The organism is Streptomyces rhizoryzae (assembly GCF_023155275.1).
In the GTDB taxonomy this organism is placed as follows: domain Bacteria; phylum Actinomycetota; class Actinomycetes; order Streptomycetales; family Streptomycetaceae; genus Streptomyces; species Streptomyces rhizoryzae.
Window position 1 is genome coordinate 1 of sequence record NZ_JALMUV010000042.1, and the last position, 14,704, is coordinate 14,704.

Here is a 14,704-nt window from a genome sequence, read left to right on the forward strand (position 1 = left end):
GGACGTAAAGCGAAGCAGTCCGGCACACCACCCCCGCAGGCCCGTCACCGCACCCCACAGCCCCGCGCAGCGGAAACGCAACGCGCCGCAGGCGCAACAGGAACGCACCCCGCGGCGGGAAAGCCGACAACGTGGGCGGCGCCGCCGTCAGGCGCCCGCGGCCACTCGGGCCCGCGCTTCGTCGACCTTGCGCCCGTAGTGGACCGACGCCCACCACAGGGCCGCGAACACCGCGCCGAGGAAGTACATCGTGGGGACGACCAGGCCGCTGGCGATCAGGGCGAGCTGGAGGGCCCAGCCCAGCTGGACGCCGCCGGGGCGGGTCAGCATGCCGCACAGGAGCAGGCTCAGCAGCATGGCGATGCCGCTGACGAGCCAGATGGTGGTGCGCGGGATGTCGGTGAGCTGCATGGCGACCAGGCCGGCGAAGCCGATCACGAAGAACTCGCCTATCAGGGTGGAGGCACACAGCGTCCGCATGGTCAGTTCCTTCCCAGGAGGAGGCGGGCCTCGCCGACCGTGATCACCGAGCCGGTCACCAGCACCCCGGCGCCGGCGTACTCGCCCTCTTCCTCGGCGAGGGTGATCGCCGCCTCCAGCGCGTCGTCCAGCCGCGGCTCGACCTGCACCCGCTCGGCGCCGAAGATCTCCACGGCGACGGCGGCCAGCTCGTCCGGATCCATCGCGCGGGCGCTGGAGTTCCGCGTCACCACGACCTCGGCGAAGATCGGCTCGAACGCCTCCAGGACCCCGCGGACGTCCTTGCCCTCGCTGGCGCCGACCACACCGATCAGGCGGCTGAAACCGAACGCCTCGGTGACCGTCTCGGCCGCCGCCCGGGCGCCGCCGGGGTTGTGCGCGGCGTCCAGCACCACCGTCGGGCTGCGCCGGACCACCTCCATCCGGCCGGGCGAGGTGACCGAGGCGAACGCGGTGCGAACGGTGTCCAGGTCGAGGGTGCGGGCGTGGCCGGCGCCGATGCCGAAGAACGCCTCCACGGCGGCGAGCGCGACCGCGGCGTTGTGCGCCTGGTGGGCGCCGTGCAGCGGGAGGAAGATCTCCGGGTACTCGCCGCCCAGGCCGCGCAGCGTCAGCATCTGGCCGCCGACCGCCACCTCGCGGGCGAGCACGCCGAACTCCATGCCCTCGCGGGCGACCGTGGCGTCCACCTCCACGGCGCGCTTGAGCATCACCGAGGCCGCCTCCACCGGCTGCTGGGCCAGCACGACCGTGGCGTCCTTCTTGATGATCCCGGACTTCTCGCCGGCGATCTGCTCGGGCGTCTCGCCGAGCCGGTCGGTGTGGTCGAGGGAGATCGGGGTGATCACGGCGACGTCGCCGTCGATGACGTTGGTGGCGTCCCAGGTGCCGCCCATGCCGACCTCGACGACCGCGACGTCCACCGGGGCGTCGGCGAACGCGGCGAACGCCATCGCGGTGAGGACCTCGAAGAAGGAGAGGCGGTGCTCCTGCTGGGCGTCGACCATCTCCACGTACGGGGCGATGTCGCGGTACGTCTCGATGAAGCGCTCGGCGGAGATGGGGCCGCCGTCCAGGCTGATCCGCTCGGTGACGGACTGGACGTGCGGGCTGGTGTAGCGGCCGGTGCGCAGCTCGAAGGCGCCGAGCAGCGCCTCGATCATGCGGGCCGTGCTGGTCTTGCCGTTCGTCCCCGTGATGTGGATCGAGGGGTAGGCCCGCTGCGGGGAGCCCAGGATGTCCAGGACCGCCTCGATGCGCTCGGTGGACGGGTCGAGCTTGGTCTCGCCCCAGCGGCCGCCCAGCTCCTCCTCGACGGCGCGCAGCGCGCGGTCGACCTCCGGGTCGGCGGGCCGGGCCGGGACCTGGTCCCCCTGCGGCGGGCCGGCCTGGGTGCGCAGGGTCCGGCTGCCGGCCTCGATCACCGCGAGGTCGGGGTCGCGGTGCGTCTCGGCCTCGACCAGCTCCTCGAAGGCGTCGTCCGGGCCGGGGGTCGGATCAGGGTCGTCGTTCTGGGGGCGCTCGCTCACGACGACAAGTCTACGAGCCGCCACCGACAACGGGCCCGCGCCGCCCCCGCGCCGCGACCGGCGCCGCCCCGGCCCCGGTCAGGCCAGCGCGGCCCGCATCATCGCCTTGGCGATCGGGGCGGCCAGCCCGTTGCCGGAGACCTCGTTGCGGGCCGCGTGCCCGTCCTCGACCATCACCGCCACCGCGACCCGGTGCCCCTTGCCGTCGTCGGCGTACGAGACGAACCACGCGTACGGGGTGCCGCTGTTGTCCACCCCGTGCTGCGCGGTGCCGGTCTTGCCGCCGACCGTCACCCCGTCGATCTTCGCGTTGGAGCCGGTGCCCTTGTCGACGACGGTCTGCATCGCCGACTTCAGCTGCTCGGCGGTCCGGGCCGACATCGCCTTGCGGTAGGTCTTCGGGCTGTTCTGCTGGACGGTGTTGCCGCCGCCGTCGGTGAGCTTGTCGACCAGCTGCGGGGTCTTCAGGTCGCCCCCGTCGGCGATCGCCGAGGCGACCATCGCCATCTGGAGCGGGGTGGCCTGGTCGTTGAACTGGCCGATACCGGACAGCGCGGTCTGCGCCCGGTCCATGTCCGAGGGGTAGACGCTCTTCGCGGCACGCACCGGGACGTCCAGCTCGGCGTCGTTGAAGCCGAACTTCTCGGCCTGCGCGGCCACCTTGTCCTTGCCCAGGTCGACCGCCATCTTCGCGAAGACGGTGTTGCAGGAGTACTGGAGCGCGGTGCGGATGGTGGCGTTCTCGCAGGGTGCCGAGGCGCTCTCGTTGGTGAGCCGGGTGCGGGTGTCCGGCAGGGTGTACGGGTCGGGGCTGTCGGTGGGCTGGTCCACCGAGGAGTACAGGCCGTTCTCCAGCGCGGCGGCGGCGACCACCAGCTTGAAGGTGGAGCCGGGCGGCAGCGGCTGGCGCAACGCCCGGTTGAGGTTGGGCTGCCCGCTGTCCTGGGTGAGCGCCTGCCACGCCTTCTGGTCGGCGGTGGACGACCCGGCGAACTTCCCCGGGTCGTACGACGGGGTGCTGACCATGCCCAGGATCCGGCCGGTCGCCGGGTCCAGCGCGAGGGCCGCGCCGGTCTTGCCGCCGAGCGCCTCGTAGCCGGCCTTCTGCACCTTGGGGTCGATGGTGGTGGCCACGTCGCCGCCCTTGGGGCGCTCGTGCAGCAGGGCGTCGGCGGGCGTCTGGAGCCGGCTGTCGGTGCCGCCCATCAGGTCCCCGTAGAGGCTCTCCAGCTGGGTGCTGCCGAAGATCTGCGAGGAGAAGCCGGTGACCGGGGCGTAGAGCGGCCCGTCCTGGTAGGTCCGCTTGTACTTGAGCGAGGCGGAGGTGGGCGCGGAGCCGGTGACCGGCTCGCCGTCCACCAGGATGTTCCCCAGCGGCGCGGAGTACTTGGCGATGTTCACCCGCGGGTTGTGCGGATCGTCCTGGTAGTCGCTGGCCTTGGCCCCCTGGATCCAGGTGGCCCAGCCCATCAGCGCCAGGACCAGCGCCAGGCAGAAGACCGAGACCCGTCGCAGGGGTTTGTTCATGGCGCGGCTCCTCGGGTGCTCAGGACGGGACCGGACAGATGTTTCCGCCGGAACTCCGGCATTCCGGTCCACCGTGCCTGGTGTTCATGAGAGCGTCATGAGAACCGCACCGCGGTGCGGTGTGAGCCATCCGTCCACCGGACCGGACAACCTTTCCGGCCCCTGGTGCCCTCTTCGACGGCGGGGTGTGGACGCCCCCGGACGGAAGACCCCACGAGTCGGGAAAGCAGGAGCTGATCAGGCGTGCCGGCAATCAGTCAGCGGATGCACTTGGTGCTGCTCACCGCCTGGACCGTGCTGTGGTTCGCGGTCGTCGAACCGCACGGCGGGTTCTCGTGGCACTACCTGCGCACCGGCGGCGAGCTGATCTACCAGGGCAGCTCGGGCGACGGCACCGGCGGCCTCAACCTCTACGCGCACCACCCCGAGCTCCAGATGGGGCCGGTCAGCTTCCTGACCGCCGGGCTGTTCAACCCCTTCCCCGAGGCCACCGGCCAGTTCCTCGCCGCGGCGCTGATGTCCGCGCTGGGCCTGGTCATCCTGGTGCTGGCCGGCCGCAGCGCGGCCCACCACTTCCTGGGCACCGGCACCAACCACCAGCGGCTGCGGCAGCGGGTGCTGATCGCCGGGCTCGCGTTCATCCCCATGTGGATCGAGGTCGCGGTCCGCTTCGGGCACCTCGACGACGTGCTGGCGCTGTTCTTCACCGCCCTCGCGGTCCGCGCCGTCACCCGCGGCAACGCCGCCCTGACCGGCGCCTTCCTGGCCCTGGCGATGGACTCCAAACCGACCGCGCTGGCCTTCGTCCCGCTGCTGCTGGCCCTCCCCCGGCACCAGTGGCTCAGGGCCGGCCTGTGGTGCGCGGGGCTGGTCGCCGCCGCCTGGCTGCCGTTCTTCCTCGGCGACGCGCAGACCTTCGCCGCGGCCAAGTTCGCCATCCCCAACCACCCCGCGTCCGCACTGCGCTGGCTGGGCATCGACGACCCCGAGACCCCCGGCTGGGACCGGCCCGCGCAGTTCGCCCTCGGCCTGCTGCTGGGCGGGATAGCCGTCTGGCGGGGCCGCTGGGCCGCGGTGGTGCTGCTCGGCGCCAACGCCCGGATCGTCCTGGACCCCAGCGTCTACACCTACTACACCGCGTCCGTGCTGCTCGGCACGCTCCTGTGGGACGTCATCGGCCAGCGCCGCCTGGTGCCCTGGTGGAGCTGGCTGGCGCTGCTGGTCCTCTACGGCAGCGTCTTCGCCGTCCCGGACGACTCCGCGCGCGGCCTGATCCGGCTGGCGTTCGTGGCGGTCTCCACCGCGTACGTGCTGCTGTGGCCGGTCCGCGAGCGCGGCGACCGCGGCGGCCGGCGCGGACGCCGCAGGCCCCCCGCCCGTACGGACGAGGGGCCTGCGGTGGAGGCCGGCGCCCGGCCGGAGCCGCCGGCTACGCCGTGGGCAGGGCCGCCAGCTGCGCGCTGATCCGCTCGATGTCGGCCTCGGCGGCCGCCTTGCGGGTCCGGATCTTCTCCTTGACCTGCTCGGGGGCCTTCGCGAGGAACGCCTCGTTGCCGAGCTTGGCGGTGGTCTGCGCCAGCTCCTTCTCGGCCGCCGCCAGATCCTTCGTCAGCCGCTTCCGCTCCGCCGCCACGTCGATCGCGCCGGACAGGTCCAGGGCGACGGTGGCGCCCGCGACCGGCAGCGACGCGGTGGCGGTGAAGCCCTCACCGGCCGGCGTCAGGCGCAGCAGCGACCGCATCGCGGCCTCGTGCGGCGCCAGGGCCGTACCGGCCAGGTCCAGCCGCGCCGGGACCTTCTGGCCGGGCTGGAGGCCCTGGTCGGAGCGGAACCGGCGGACCTCGGTGACGACCTGCTGGACGGTCTCGATCTCCCGCTCGGCCGCCGCGTCCCGGAAGCCGCCCGGGGCGTCCGCGCCGGGGACCTGCACGGCCGTCGGCCACGCGGCGACGACGACGGACTCGCCGCCGGTCAGCGCCGTCCACAGCGCCTCGGTGACGAACGGGACGACCGGGTGCAGCAGCCGCAGCGTGACGTCGAGGACCTCGCCCAGCACCCGCCGCGAGGCGTCCGCGGCCGGGCCGCCGGCGGCGAAGGTGGTCTTGGACAGCTCCACGTACCAGTCGAAGACCTCGTCCCAGGCGAAGTGGAAGAGGGTGTCCGACAGCTTGGCGAACTGGTAGTCCTCGTAGTACGCGTCGACCTCGGCGACGACCGCGTTCAGCCGGGAGAGGATCCAGCGGTCGGCCGCCGACAGCTGGTCGGCCGCCGGGAGGCCGCCCTCCACCGTCGCGCCGTTCATCAGCGCGAAGCGGGTGGCGTTCCAGATCTTGTTGGCGAAGTTGCGGGAGCCCTGGACCCAGTCCTCGCCGATCGGGACGTCCACGCCCGGGTTGGCGCCGCGGGCCAGGGTGAAGCGGACCGCGTCGGAGCCGTAGGTGTCCATCCAGTCCAGCGGGTTGACCGCGTTGCCGAAGGACTTCGACATCTTCTTGCCGAACTGGTCGCGGACCATGCCGTGCAGCGCGATGGTGTGGAACGGCGGGGTGCCGTCCATCGCGTACAGGCCGAACATCATCATCCGGGCGACCCAGAAGAAGAGGATGTCGTAGCCGGTGACCAGGACGGAGTTCGGGTAGAACTTCGCCACGCTCGGGGTCTGCTCGGGCCAGCCCAGCGTGGAGAACGGCCACAGGCCGGACGAGAACCACGTGTCGAGGACGTCGGTGTCCTGGTGCCAGCCCTCGCCGGTGGGCGCCTCGTCGTCGGGACCGACGCAGACGACCTCGCCGTTCGGGCCGTACCAGACCGGGATGCGGTGGCCCCACCACAGCTGGCGCGAGATGCACCAGTCGTGGAGGTTGTCGACCCAGCCGAAGTAGCGGGACTCCATCTCCTTGGGGTGGATGGCGACCTTGCCGTCGCGGACCGCGTCACCGGCGGCCTTCGCCAGCGGGCCGACCTTGACCCACCACTGCATCGACAGCCGCGGCTCGATGGTGGTCTTGCAGCGCGAGCAGTGCCCCACGGAGTGGGTGTACGGGCGCTTCTCGGCGACGATCCGGCCGTCGGCGCGCAGCGCGCCGACGATCGCCGACCGGGCCTCGAAGCGGTCCAGGCCCTGGAACGGGCCGTGCGCCGTGATGACCCCGCGCTCGTCGAGGACGGCCAGGCTGGGCAGGTCGTGCCGGCGGCCGATCTCGAAGTCGTTGGGGTCGTGGGCGGGCGTGACCTTCACCGCGCCGGTGCCGAACTCCGGGTCGACGTGCTCGTCGGCGACGACCGGGATCCGGCGGCCGGTCAGCGGCAGCTCGATCTCGGTGCCGACCAGGTGCGCGTACCGCTCGTCCTCGGGGTGGACCGCGACGGCGGTGTCGCCGAGCATCGTCTCCGCGCGGGTGGTGGCGACGACGATGGACGCCTCGCCCTCGCCGTAGCGGATCGAGACCAGCTCGCCGTCGTCGTCCTGGTACTCCACCTCGATGTCGGAGATGGCGGTCAGGCAGCGCGGGCACCAGTTGATGATGCGCTCGGCGCGGTAGATCAGCTCGTCGTCGTAGAGCCGCTTGAAGATCGTCTGGACGGCCTTGGAGAGGCCCTCGTCCATCGTGAACCGCTCACGGGACCAGGCGACGCCGTCGCCCAGCCGCCGCATCTGCCCGGAGATCTGGCCGCCGGACTCGTTCTTCCACTGCCAGACCCGCTCGACGAACTTCTCGCGGCCGAGATCGTGCCGGGAGACGCCCTCCTTGGCGAGCTCGCGCTCGACCACGTTCTGGGTGGCGATGCCGGCGTGGTCCATGCCGGGCTGCCACAGCGTCTCGTAGCCCTGCATCCGCTTGCGGCGGGTCAGGGCGTCGATCAGCGTGTGCTCGAAGGCGTGGCCCAGGTGGAGGCTGCCGGTGACGTTCGGCGGGGGGATGACGACGGTGTACGGCGGCTTGTCGCTCTTCTCGTCCGCCTCGAAGTAGCCCCGCTCTACCCAGCGCTCGTACAGCGGCCCCTCTACATCGGCCGGCGTGTACTGAGTCGGCAGTTCGGGGGCGCTGTGCTTGGGCTGCTGAGTGTTCTCGGTCACGACCGACAGTGTACGGGCGCGGATGTAGCGGCTTCGAATCGGTTTCGCCCCCGGGGCTCCGGCCGCCGGCGGCGTCGTACAGGATGGCGGCAGCGCATCAACTTCACGCCCGGCGCCCGGGTGCCGCCCGGCACGTGGGCGCCACCAGCAGTCACGAGGGGAACCGCTCCATGAGCTTCAACCAGCCGCCGCCGGGCCCGTACGGGCAGCAGCCCCCGCAGCCGGGCCCCTACGGCCAGCCGCAGCCGCCCGCGCCCCAGCCCGGCTACGGCTATCCGCCGCAGGGCGGCCAGGTCCCTCCCCCGCAGGGCTACGGCTACCCCCAGCAGGGCGGCCAGGCCCCTCCGCCGCAGGGCTACGGCTACCCCCAGCAGGCCCCGCAGCAGCAGCCCTACGGCCAGCCGGCGCAGTCCCCCTACGGCCAGCAGGCCCCGTACGGCGGCCAGCAGACGCCCTACGGGACGATCCCGCAGGAGCCGGAGGGCGGCGGCAACGGCAAGAAGATCGGCCTGATCATCGGCGCCGTCGTGGTGGTCGCGGCCATCGGCGTCGGCGCGTACTTCGCCTTCGGCTCGGGCGGCCAGGTCAAGCCGTACACCATGGTGATGCCGGACAAGCTGCTGAACGGGCAGTTCAGCAAGGACACGACCGGCTCCCCCATGGGGGGCACCTCGGACTTCAGCAACGACAAGGACGCCAAGAAGTTCGGCATCACCAACGGCAAGGGCGTCGGCGGCAAGTACAAGGACCAGTCCGGACTGGGCATGTCCGTGAGCGGCGTGTACGGGCAGGTGGCCGATCCCCAGGGGACCGTGACCCAGGCGTTCGCCCAGCTCAACGAGGGCCTCAAGAACGGCGCCAACAGCCCGAAGGTGGAGGACGTCACCCCGCCCACGGAGTACTCGCCCAGCGATTTCGACGGCACCGTCATGAAGTGCGAGACGAAGAAGCTGACCTACTCGGCGAGCGGTATGAGCGTGCCCGTCACCGCGTCCGTGTGCATGTGGGGCGACAACAGCGCCCTCGGGGTGGTCACCATGATGGCCGCGCCCAACCCCAACGGCGGCGGCTCGGCCACCACCCCCAGCGCCGAGCAGCTCGCGGAGAAGACCGCCAAGATCCGCAACGAGGTCCGCAAGGAGAAGTAGCCCCGGCCGCGTACGCGAACGCCCGGCAGCAACGGTGCTGCCGGGCGGTTCTGTCCGGGCGGTTCTGTCCGGGCGCTTCCGCCGAGCCGTTCGGCCGGGCGGCCGGGGCCGCGGTCAGGCGCTCTTCTCGTGCGGTTCGCCGGAGTCGCCGCGGGTGCGCGGGACCAGCGTCGGGTTGACGTTGGAGTGGACCACGTCGGCGGTGATGACGACGCGCGCGACGTCCTTGCGGGACGGGATCTCGTACATCACCGCCTGGAGGACCTCCTCCATGATGGCGCGCAGGCCGCGGGCGCCGGTGCCGCGGAGGATCGCCTGGTCGGCGATGGCCTCCAGGGCCGGGCGGTCGAAGTCCAGCTCCACGCCGTCCAGTTCGAAGAGCCGCTGGTACTGCTTGACCAGGGCGTTGCGCGGCTCGACGAGGATCTGGAGCAGCGCCTCGCGGTCGAGGTTGTGGACCGAGGTGAGGACGGGGAGGCGGCCGATGAACTCCGGGATCATCCCGAACTTCACCAGGTCCTCCGGCATCACGTCCTGGAGCTGGTCCTTGGACTCGATCTCGCGCTTGGAGCGGATGGTGGCGCCGAAGCCGATGCCCTTGGCGCCCGACCGGGCCTCGATGATCTTCTCCAGGCCGGCGAAGGCACCGCCGACGATGAAGAGGACGTTGGTGGTGTCGATCTGGATGAACTCCTGGTGGGGGTGCTTGCGGCCCCCCTGGGGCGGCACCGAGGCGGTGGTGCCCTCCAGGATCTTCAGCAGCGCCTGCTGGACGCCCTCGCCCGAGACGTCCCGGGTGATCGACGGATTTTCGCTCTTCCGGGCGACCTTGTCGATCTCGTCGATGTAGATGATGCCGGTCTCGGCCTTCTTGATGTCGAAGTCCGCGGCCTGGATCAGCTTCAGCAGGATGTTCTCGACGTCCTCGCCGACGTAGCCGGCCTCGGTCAGCGCGGTGGCGTCCGCGAAGGCGAAGGGGACGTTGAGCATCCGGGCGAGGGTCTGGGCGAGCAGCGTCTTGCCGGAGCCGGTGGGGCCGAGCAGCAGGATGTTGGACTTGGCCAGCTCGATGCCCTCGTCGCCGCGGCCCGGGCCGTTCTCGCCCGCCTGGACGCGCTTGTAGTGGTTGTAGACGGCCACCGAGAGCGCCTTCTTGGCGGGCTCCTGGCCGACGACGTAGCCGTTGAGGAACTCGTAGATCTCCCGGGGCTTGGGGAGTTCCTCCCAGCGCACCTCGGAGGTTTCGGCCAGCTCTTCCTCGATGATCTCGTTGCAGAGGTCGATGCACTCGTCGCAGATGTACACACCAGGTCCCGCGATGAGCTTCTTCACCTGCTTCTGGCTCTTTCCGCAGAACGAGCACTTGAGCAGGTCGCCGCCGTCACCGATGCGTGCCACGAGGTGAATCCCCTTCGCCTGGGATCCGCATTGCTCCGCGGACCCGGGTGCTTGCCTATCGACGGTACCTTGCCGGGCCCCCCGTACGGGCCCCCCTTGGACCGACTCGGTTCACTCGGTCCAAGGGGGCAACACTCCGGCGCATTTCGCGAAGATCGCGAGAAGTTCGCGAGAAGAACGCGATCAGACGGAGACGGAGGACTTCCGGGTGGACACGATCTGGTCGACCAGACCGTACGCCAGGGACTCCTCGGCGGTCAGGATCTTGTCCCGCTCGATGTCCTCGCGGATCTTCTCGATCGGCGTGGACGAGTGCTTGGCCAGCATCTCCTCCAGCTGCTGGCGCATCCGCTGGATCTCGCGGGCGGCGATCTCCAGGTCGGAGACCTGGCCGCGGCCGGTCTCGCTGAACGGCTGGTGGATCAGGACCCGGGCGTTGGGCAGCGCCATGCGCTTGCCCGGGGTGCCGGCCGCCAGCAGCACGGCCGCGGCGGAGGCCGCCTGGCCCATGCAGACCGTCTGGATGTCGGGCTTGACGAACTGCATCGTGTCGTAGATCGCCGTCAGGGCCGTGAAGGAGCCACCGGGGCTGTTGATGTAGACCGAGATGTCGCGGTCCGGGTCCATCGACTCCAGGCACAGCAGCTGCGCCATGACGTCGTTGGCCGACGCGTCGTCGATCTGCACCCCGAGGAAGATCACCCGCTCCTCGAAGAGCTTCGCGTACGGGTCGTACTCGCGCACGCCCTGCGAGGTGCGCTCGACGAAGCGCGGAACGATGTAGCGGGACTCGGCGGGCATGCCGGAGAACTCGGCCTTCGTGCGCTCGTAGAGACCGCTTCCGGGGAAGTTGTTCATCTGGAGGTTCACCGTCCTGGTGGCGGAAAGGGGCTGGGGGTCGGCTGCGGGGCGTGTCCGGGAGCTCAGGCCCCGGTGCCGCCCCCGCCCGGAACGCCGGCGGCGGAGGGCATGACGTCGTCGATGAGACCGTATGCCTTGGCTTCCTCGGCGCTGAACCAGCGGTCGCGGTCGGCGTCCCTGGTCCACTGCTCCAGCGTCTGGCCGGTGTGCAGGGCGGAGAGCTCACCCAGGCGCTTCTTCGTCCGGAGCAGCTGCTCGGCGTGGATCTTGATGTCCGAGGCCGAGCCGGCCAGGCCCGCCGAGGGCTGGTGGATGAGGATCTCCGCGTTGGGCAGCGCGAAGCGCTTGCCCGGGGTGCCGGCGCTCAGCAGGAACTGGCCCATCGAGGCGGCGAGGCCCATGGCGATGGTCACCACGTCGTTCTTGATGTACTGCATGGTGTCGTAGATCGCCATGCCGGCCGTGACCGAGCCGCCCGGGGAGTTGATGTAGAGGTAGATGTCCTTGTCCGGCTCGGCGGCCAGGAGCAGCAGCTGCGCCGTGATCTTGTTGGCGATGTCGTCGTCGACCGGCTGGCCGAGGAAGATGATCCGCTCGCCGAGCAGCCGGTTGTAGACCTGGTCGCCGAGGCCACCGGAGGTCGGCTCAGCGGCGGCGGAAGGCATCGGGATCGTCACGTGTCCACCTGCTCGTTGTCGGACGGCTCGGGGCCGTCTTCAGCGTCGTCTTCTGGGGCCGGGGACCGGTGCCGCGTCGTGCGCCCGGCGTACTTTCCGGAACTCCCCTGCCCTCGTATCTACGGACCCTAACGCGCTGGTCGGCGGGCGCCATCCCGGAGCGAGAACTGTTCGCTGTGAGCGCAGGCTCACGGACCGGGACGAGACACGGGCCCGAACACGCGGACGTGCGCGTTCGGGCCCGTGATCAGTCGGCCTGCGGAGCCTGCGGGGCTCAGCCCTCGGACTTCTCCGCCTGCTCGGCGCCCTCGGTCTCGGCGGCGGCGGCCTCGGCGGCCTCCGTCTCCTCCTCGTCGTCCAGGTCGACGACCTCGCCGTTGGTGTCCTTCACGGTCGCGGCCTCGACGACCACCGCGAGGGCCTTGCCGCGGGCGACCTCGCCCACCAGCATCGGCACCTGGCCGCCCTCGACGACGGCCTGGGCGAACTGGTCGGGGGACATGCCGGAGGACTGGGCACGCCGCATGAGGTGCTCGGTGAGCTCCTCCTGGCTGACGTTCAGCTTCTCCTTGTTGACCAGCTCGTCCAGGACGAACTGGGTCTTGATGCCCTTCTCCGCCTGCTCCTTGGTCTCGGCGTCGAACTCTTCCTCGGTCTTGCCCTGGATCTCCAGGTACTTCGCGAGGTCGAGGCCCATCTGGCCGAGCTGGTGGTGCTCGAGGTTGTGCTTGCGGGTGCGGATCTCGTCCTCGAGGAGCTTCTCGGGGATCGGGACCTCGATGAGGCCGAGCAGCGCCTCCAGGACCTTCTCCTGGGCCTGGGTGGCCTGGTCGAACTTCTTCATCCGCTCCAGGCGCTTGCGGCTGTCCGCCTTGAGCTCGTCGAGGGTGTCGAACTCGCTGGCCATCTGGGCGAACTCGTCGTCCAGCTCGGGGAGTTCGCGGACCTTGACCTCGGTGACGTCCACCTTGACCTCGGCCTCCTTGCCCTGGGCGGAGCCGCCCTTGAGCTCGGAGGTGAAGGTGGCGCTGCCGCCGGCCTCCAGGCCCTTGACGGCGTCGTCGATGCCGTCGAGCAGCTCACCGGAGCCGATGGTGTAGCTGACACCCTTGGCGATGCCGTCCGCCAGCACCTCGCCGTCGACCTTGGCCTCCAGGTCCACGGTGACCACGTCGCCGTCCTGGGCGGCGCGCTCGACCGGGCTGGTGGAGGCGAAGCGCTCACGCAGCTGCTCGACGGACTTCTCGACGTCCTCGTCGGACACCTCGACGGCGTCGACCTCGACCTCGATGCCGGAGTAGTCCGGGATCTCCAGGGCGGGGCGGACGTCGACCTCGGCGGTGAACGCGAGCAGCTCGTTGTCCTTGAGCTCGGTGATGTCGACCTCGGGCTGGCCGAGGACGTTCAGCTCAGCCTCGTTGACCGCCTCGGTGTAGAACTTCGGGAGCGCGTCGTTGACGGCCTCCTCCAGCACGGCGCCGCGGCCGAACCGCTGGTCGATGACGCGCGCCGGGATCTTGCCGCGGCGGAAGCCCTTCACCGTGACCTGCTGGTTGATCTTCTTGTACGCCGCGTCGAGGCTGTCCTTGAGCTCCTCGAAGGGCACCTCGACAGTGAGCCGAACCCGGGTCGGGTTCAGGGTCTCCACGGCGCTCTTCACGGTTCGGTCTCCTTGGGCTGACTTTGGGGTTTTGCCTTAAGATCCGCCGGCTCCGTCATGTCCCGGACCGGCCGATCGCGCCCGGTGCGAAGACATACGGGCACGCAGCTTGCATAGTAACCGCAAGGAGGAGGGCACCGACAACGCGACCTTGAAGGGCCCCTTATACCGGCTTCCGCCGACATATACCGGCTTCCGCCGACGTATACCGGCTTCCGCCGGCGTATGCCCGCTTTCTGCCGTACGGCGTCCCGCGGGTCGGGCTTCTGACTGGTCGGGGTGGCCGGATTCGAACCGACGACCTTCCGCTCCCAAAGCGGACGCGCTACCAAGCTGCGCCACACCCCGTCGGTGCGACACGTAGGGTACATGGCCGCGGACGGTACGGCTGCCTGTTATCGGGAGTGCGATGCGGTGTGCGGCGGACCGCCTCCACCCGCTACGATGCTCTGCGTGCCGGGTCCCACCGACCGTGGCGCTCGCGGGCGTAGCTCAATGGTAGAGCCCCAGTCTTCCAAACTGGCTACGCGGGTTCGATTCCCGTCGCCCGCTCGTGAAAGGGGAAAGCCCCGGACCGCCGGTCCGGGGCTTTCGCCGTTCCGGAGCGGTCCGGCGGTGCGCCAACTCCCGCGCCGCGCCGGGCGATTCCGGATACCGAGGGCGCGCGGTGCACCGCGCGGAAGGATGAGGCGGAGGCGCCGGAGCCGTGGCGTGGGGGCGTGGCGGCACCGGGCGGGAGCGGTGGAGCGGGGCGCCTGAACCGCGCCGGCGCGGACCGGGGGTGGACGGACCCCCTCAGTCCGGCCCGCGGACCCGGACCTAGAAGGTGATGTGGTTGATGGTCTGGGCGATGGAGTTCAGGAAGCGGTTGATCGCCGGGGCCATGCCCGTCGAGGCGAGGAAGAAGCCGAAGAGTATGGCGACCAGCGCCGGGCCGGCCTTGATCGCCTTCTGTCTGATCAGAACGATCAGGATGATGCCCAACATCAGGACAACGGACAGCGACAGAGCCACAACTGATCACACCCTCGGTCGGAACGCCTCACCGGCCCTGGGGCATGCCGCGCACACCCCCGGCACCCATCGTGCCATCAACTCCCTGCCCACCGCAGGCGGGTGACGAATCATCGGCCAACGCTTTGCTCGTTTGCAGACGCACGCATCGCACCCCTTCCGGACGGCCCGGCGGACCCGCGGGGCACCGGGGGCCGGTCCGCAAAACCTCCCGCACCGCCCCACAACGGTCACCGGATAATGATTCGGCAATCTAAGTATTGACCATTTCTTGACGCTGTCTTGACCGGGGCCGGCCGGGGCGGAAGCCCGGTCCCCCCGCGGCGGCGCAC

At 70.5% G+C, this 14,704-nt stretch carries 11 protein-coding genes and 2 tRNA genes; 3 read left to right on the forward strand and 10 right to left on the reverse strand.

Annotation, left to right across the window (positions count from 1 at the left end):
* Window positions 1-147 precede the first annotated feature (147 nt).
* The 3 genes from MUU72_RS27310 to MUU72_RS27320 all read right to left on the reverse strand — a co-directional run bounded on the left by MUU72_RS27310 (window position 148) and on the right by MUU72_RS27320 (window position 3,536).
* Complete coding sequence (locus MUU72_RS27310; protein ID WP_248016077.1) at window positions 148-480, reverse strand: DUF4233 domain-containing protein; 333 nt, start codon at window positions 478-480, stop codon at window positions 148-150.
* 2 nt (window positions 481-482) lie between these two features.
* Window positions 483-2,009 carry a bifunctional tetrahydrofolate synthase/dihydrofolate synthase gene (folC, locus tag MUU72_RS27315; protein ID WP_248016078.1) on the reverse strand — a complete coding sequence of 509 codons (1,527 nt, stop codon included), beginning with the start codon at window positions 2,007-2,009 and terminating at the stop codon, window positions 483-485.
* Window positions 2,010-2,087: 78 nt separating this feature from the next.
* The gene (locus MUU72_RS27320) at window positions 2,088-3,536 is read right to left on the reverse strand and encodes a peptidoglycan D,D-transpeptidase FtsI family protein (protein WP_248016079.1); all 1,449 of its coding nucleotides are present in this window, start codon (window positions 3,534-3,536) and stop codon (window positions 2,088-2,090) included.
* A gap of 264 nt (window positions 3,537-3,800) precedes the next feature.
* On the opposite strand from MUU72_RS27320, the gene MUU72_RS27325 reads away from it, so the two are divergent.
* Window positions 3,801-5,000: a hypothetical protein gene (locus tag MUU72_RS27325; protein WP_248016123.1), complete on the forward strand. Its 1,200-nt coding sequence runs from the start codon at window positions 3,801-3,803 to the stop codon at window positions 4,998-5,000.
* Here the strand turns inward: MUU72_RS27325 and MUU72_RS27330 are convergent.
* On the reverse strand, window positions 4,966-7,614 hold the full coding sequence (locus MUU72_RS27330; RefSeq protein ID WP_248016080.1) for a valine--tRNA ligase: 2,649 nt from the start codon (window positions 7,612-7,614) through the stop codon (window positions 4,966-4,968). The genes MUU72_RS27325 and MUU72_RS27330 overlap by 35 nt on opposite strands.
* 170 nt (window positions 7,615-7,784) lie before the next feature.
* On the opposite strand from MUU72_RS27330, the gene MUU72_RS27335 reads away from it, so the two are divergent.
* Window positions 7,785-8,762: a hypothetical protein gene (locus tag MUU72_RS27335; RefSeq protein ID WP_248016081.1), complete on the forward strand. Its 978-nt coding sequence runs from the start codon at window positions 7,785-7,787 to the stop codon at window positions 8,760-8,762.
* Window positions 8,763-8,876: 114 nt separating this feature from the next.
* On the opposite strand, the gene clpX is transcribed toward MUU72_RS27335, so the two are convergent.
* The 5 genes from clpX to MUU72_RS27360 all read right to left on the reverse strand — a co-directional run bounded on the left by clpX (window position 8,877) and on the right by MUU72_RS27360 (window position 13,706).
* Window positions 8,877-10,160, reverse strand: coding sequence for an ATP-dependent Clp protease ATP-binding subunit ClpX (clpX, locus tag MUU72_RS27340; protein WP_018538878.1), 1,284 nt, complete (start codon window positions 10,158-10,160; stop codon window positions 8,877-8,879).
* 183 nt (window positions 10,161-10,343) lie between these two features.
* Entirely contained in the window at window positions 10,344-11,018 is a 675-nt protein-coding gene (locus MUU72_RS27345; protein ID WP_282504743.1) for an ATP-dependent Clp protease proteolytic subunit, read from the reverse strand.
* 65 nt (window positions 11,019-11,083) lie between these two features.
* Window positions 11,084-11,686: an ATP-dependent Clp protease proteolytic subunit gene (locus tag MUU72_RS27350; protein ID WP_248016125.1), complete on the reverse strand. Its 603-nt coding sequence runs from the start codon at window positions 11,684-11,686 to the stop codon at window positions 11,084-11,086.
* A 286-nt stretch (window positions 11,687-11,972) separates the two neighbouring features.
* Window positions 11,973-13,358 (reverse strand): trigger factor, encoded by a 1,386-nt coding sequence (tig, locus tag MUU72_RS27355; protein WP_248016082.1) that lies wholly within the window; start codon window positions 13,356-13,358, stop codon window positions 11,973-11,975.
* Between the two features lie 271 nt (window positions 13,359-13,629).
* Window positions 13,630-13,706 (reverse strand) — tRNA-Pro (locus MUU72_RS27360).
* A gap of 133 nt (window positions 13,707-13,839) precedes the next feature.
* Between MUU72_RS27360 and MUU72_RS27365 the strand changes: the two genes are divergently transcribed.
* Window positions 13,840-13,910: transfer RNA gene (locus MUU72_RS27365), tRNA-Gly, on the forward strand.
* A gap of 267 nt (window positions 13,911-14,177) precedes the next feature.
* Here the strand turns inward: MUU72_RS27365 and MUU72_RS27370 are convergent.
* Window positions 14,178-14,372: a hypothetical protein gene (locus MUU72_RS27370; RefSeq protein ID WP_066974875.1), complete on the reverse strand. Its 195-nt coding sequence runs from the start codon at window positions 14,370-14,372 to the stop codon at window positions 14,178-14,180.
* Window positions 14,373-14,704: the final 332 nt, after the last annotated feature.

What these genes read in the sequence shown, in the direction of transcription:
- MUU72_RS27310 (WP_248016077.1), bottom strand. Translation starts at nt 480, where the DNA reads ATGCGGACGCTGTGTGCCTCCACCCTGATAGGCGAGTTCTTCGTGATC.
- MUU72_RS27320 (WP_248016079.1), bottom strand. Translation starts at nt 3,536, where the DNA reads ATGAACAAACCCCTGCGACGGGTCTCGGTCTTCTGCCTGGCGCTGGTC.
- MUU72_RS27325 (WP_248016123.1), top strand. Translation starts at nt 3,801, where the DNA reads ATGCACTTGGTGCTGCTCACCGCCTGGACCGTGCTGTGGTTCGCGGTC.
- MUU72_RS27335 (WP_248016081.1), top strand. Translation starts at nt 7,785, where the DNA reads ATGAGCTTCAACCAGCCGCCGCCGGGCCCGTACGGGCAGCAGCCCCCG.
- MUU72_RS27345 (WP_282504743.1), bottom strand. Translation starts at nt 11,018, where the DNA reads ATGAACAACTTCCCCGGAAGCGGTCTCTACGAGCGCACGAAGGCCGAG.
- MUU72_RS27350 (WP_248016125.1), bottom strand. Translation starts at nt 11,686, where the DNA reads ATGCCTTCCGCCGCCGCTGAGCCGACCTCCGGTGGCCTCGGCGACCAG.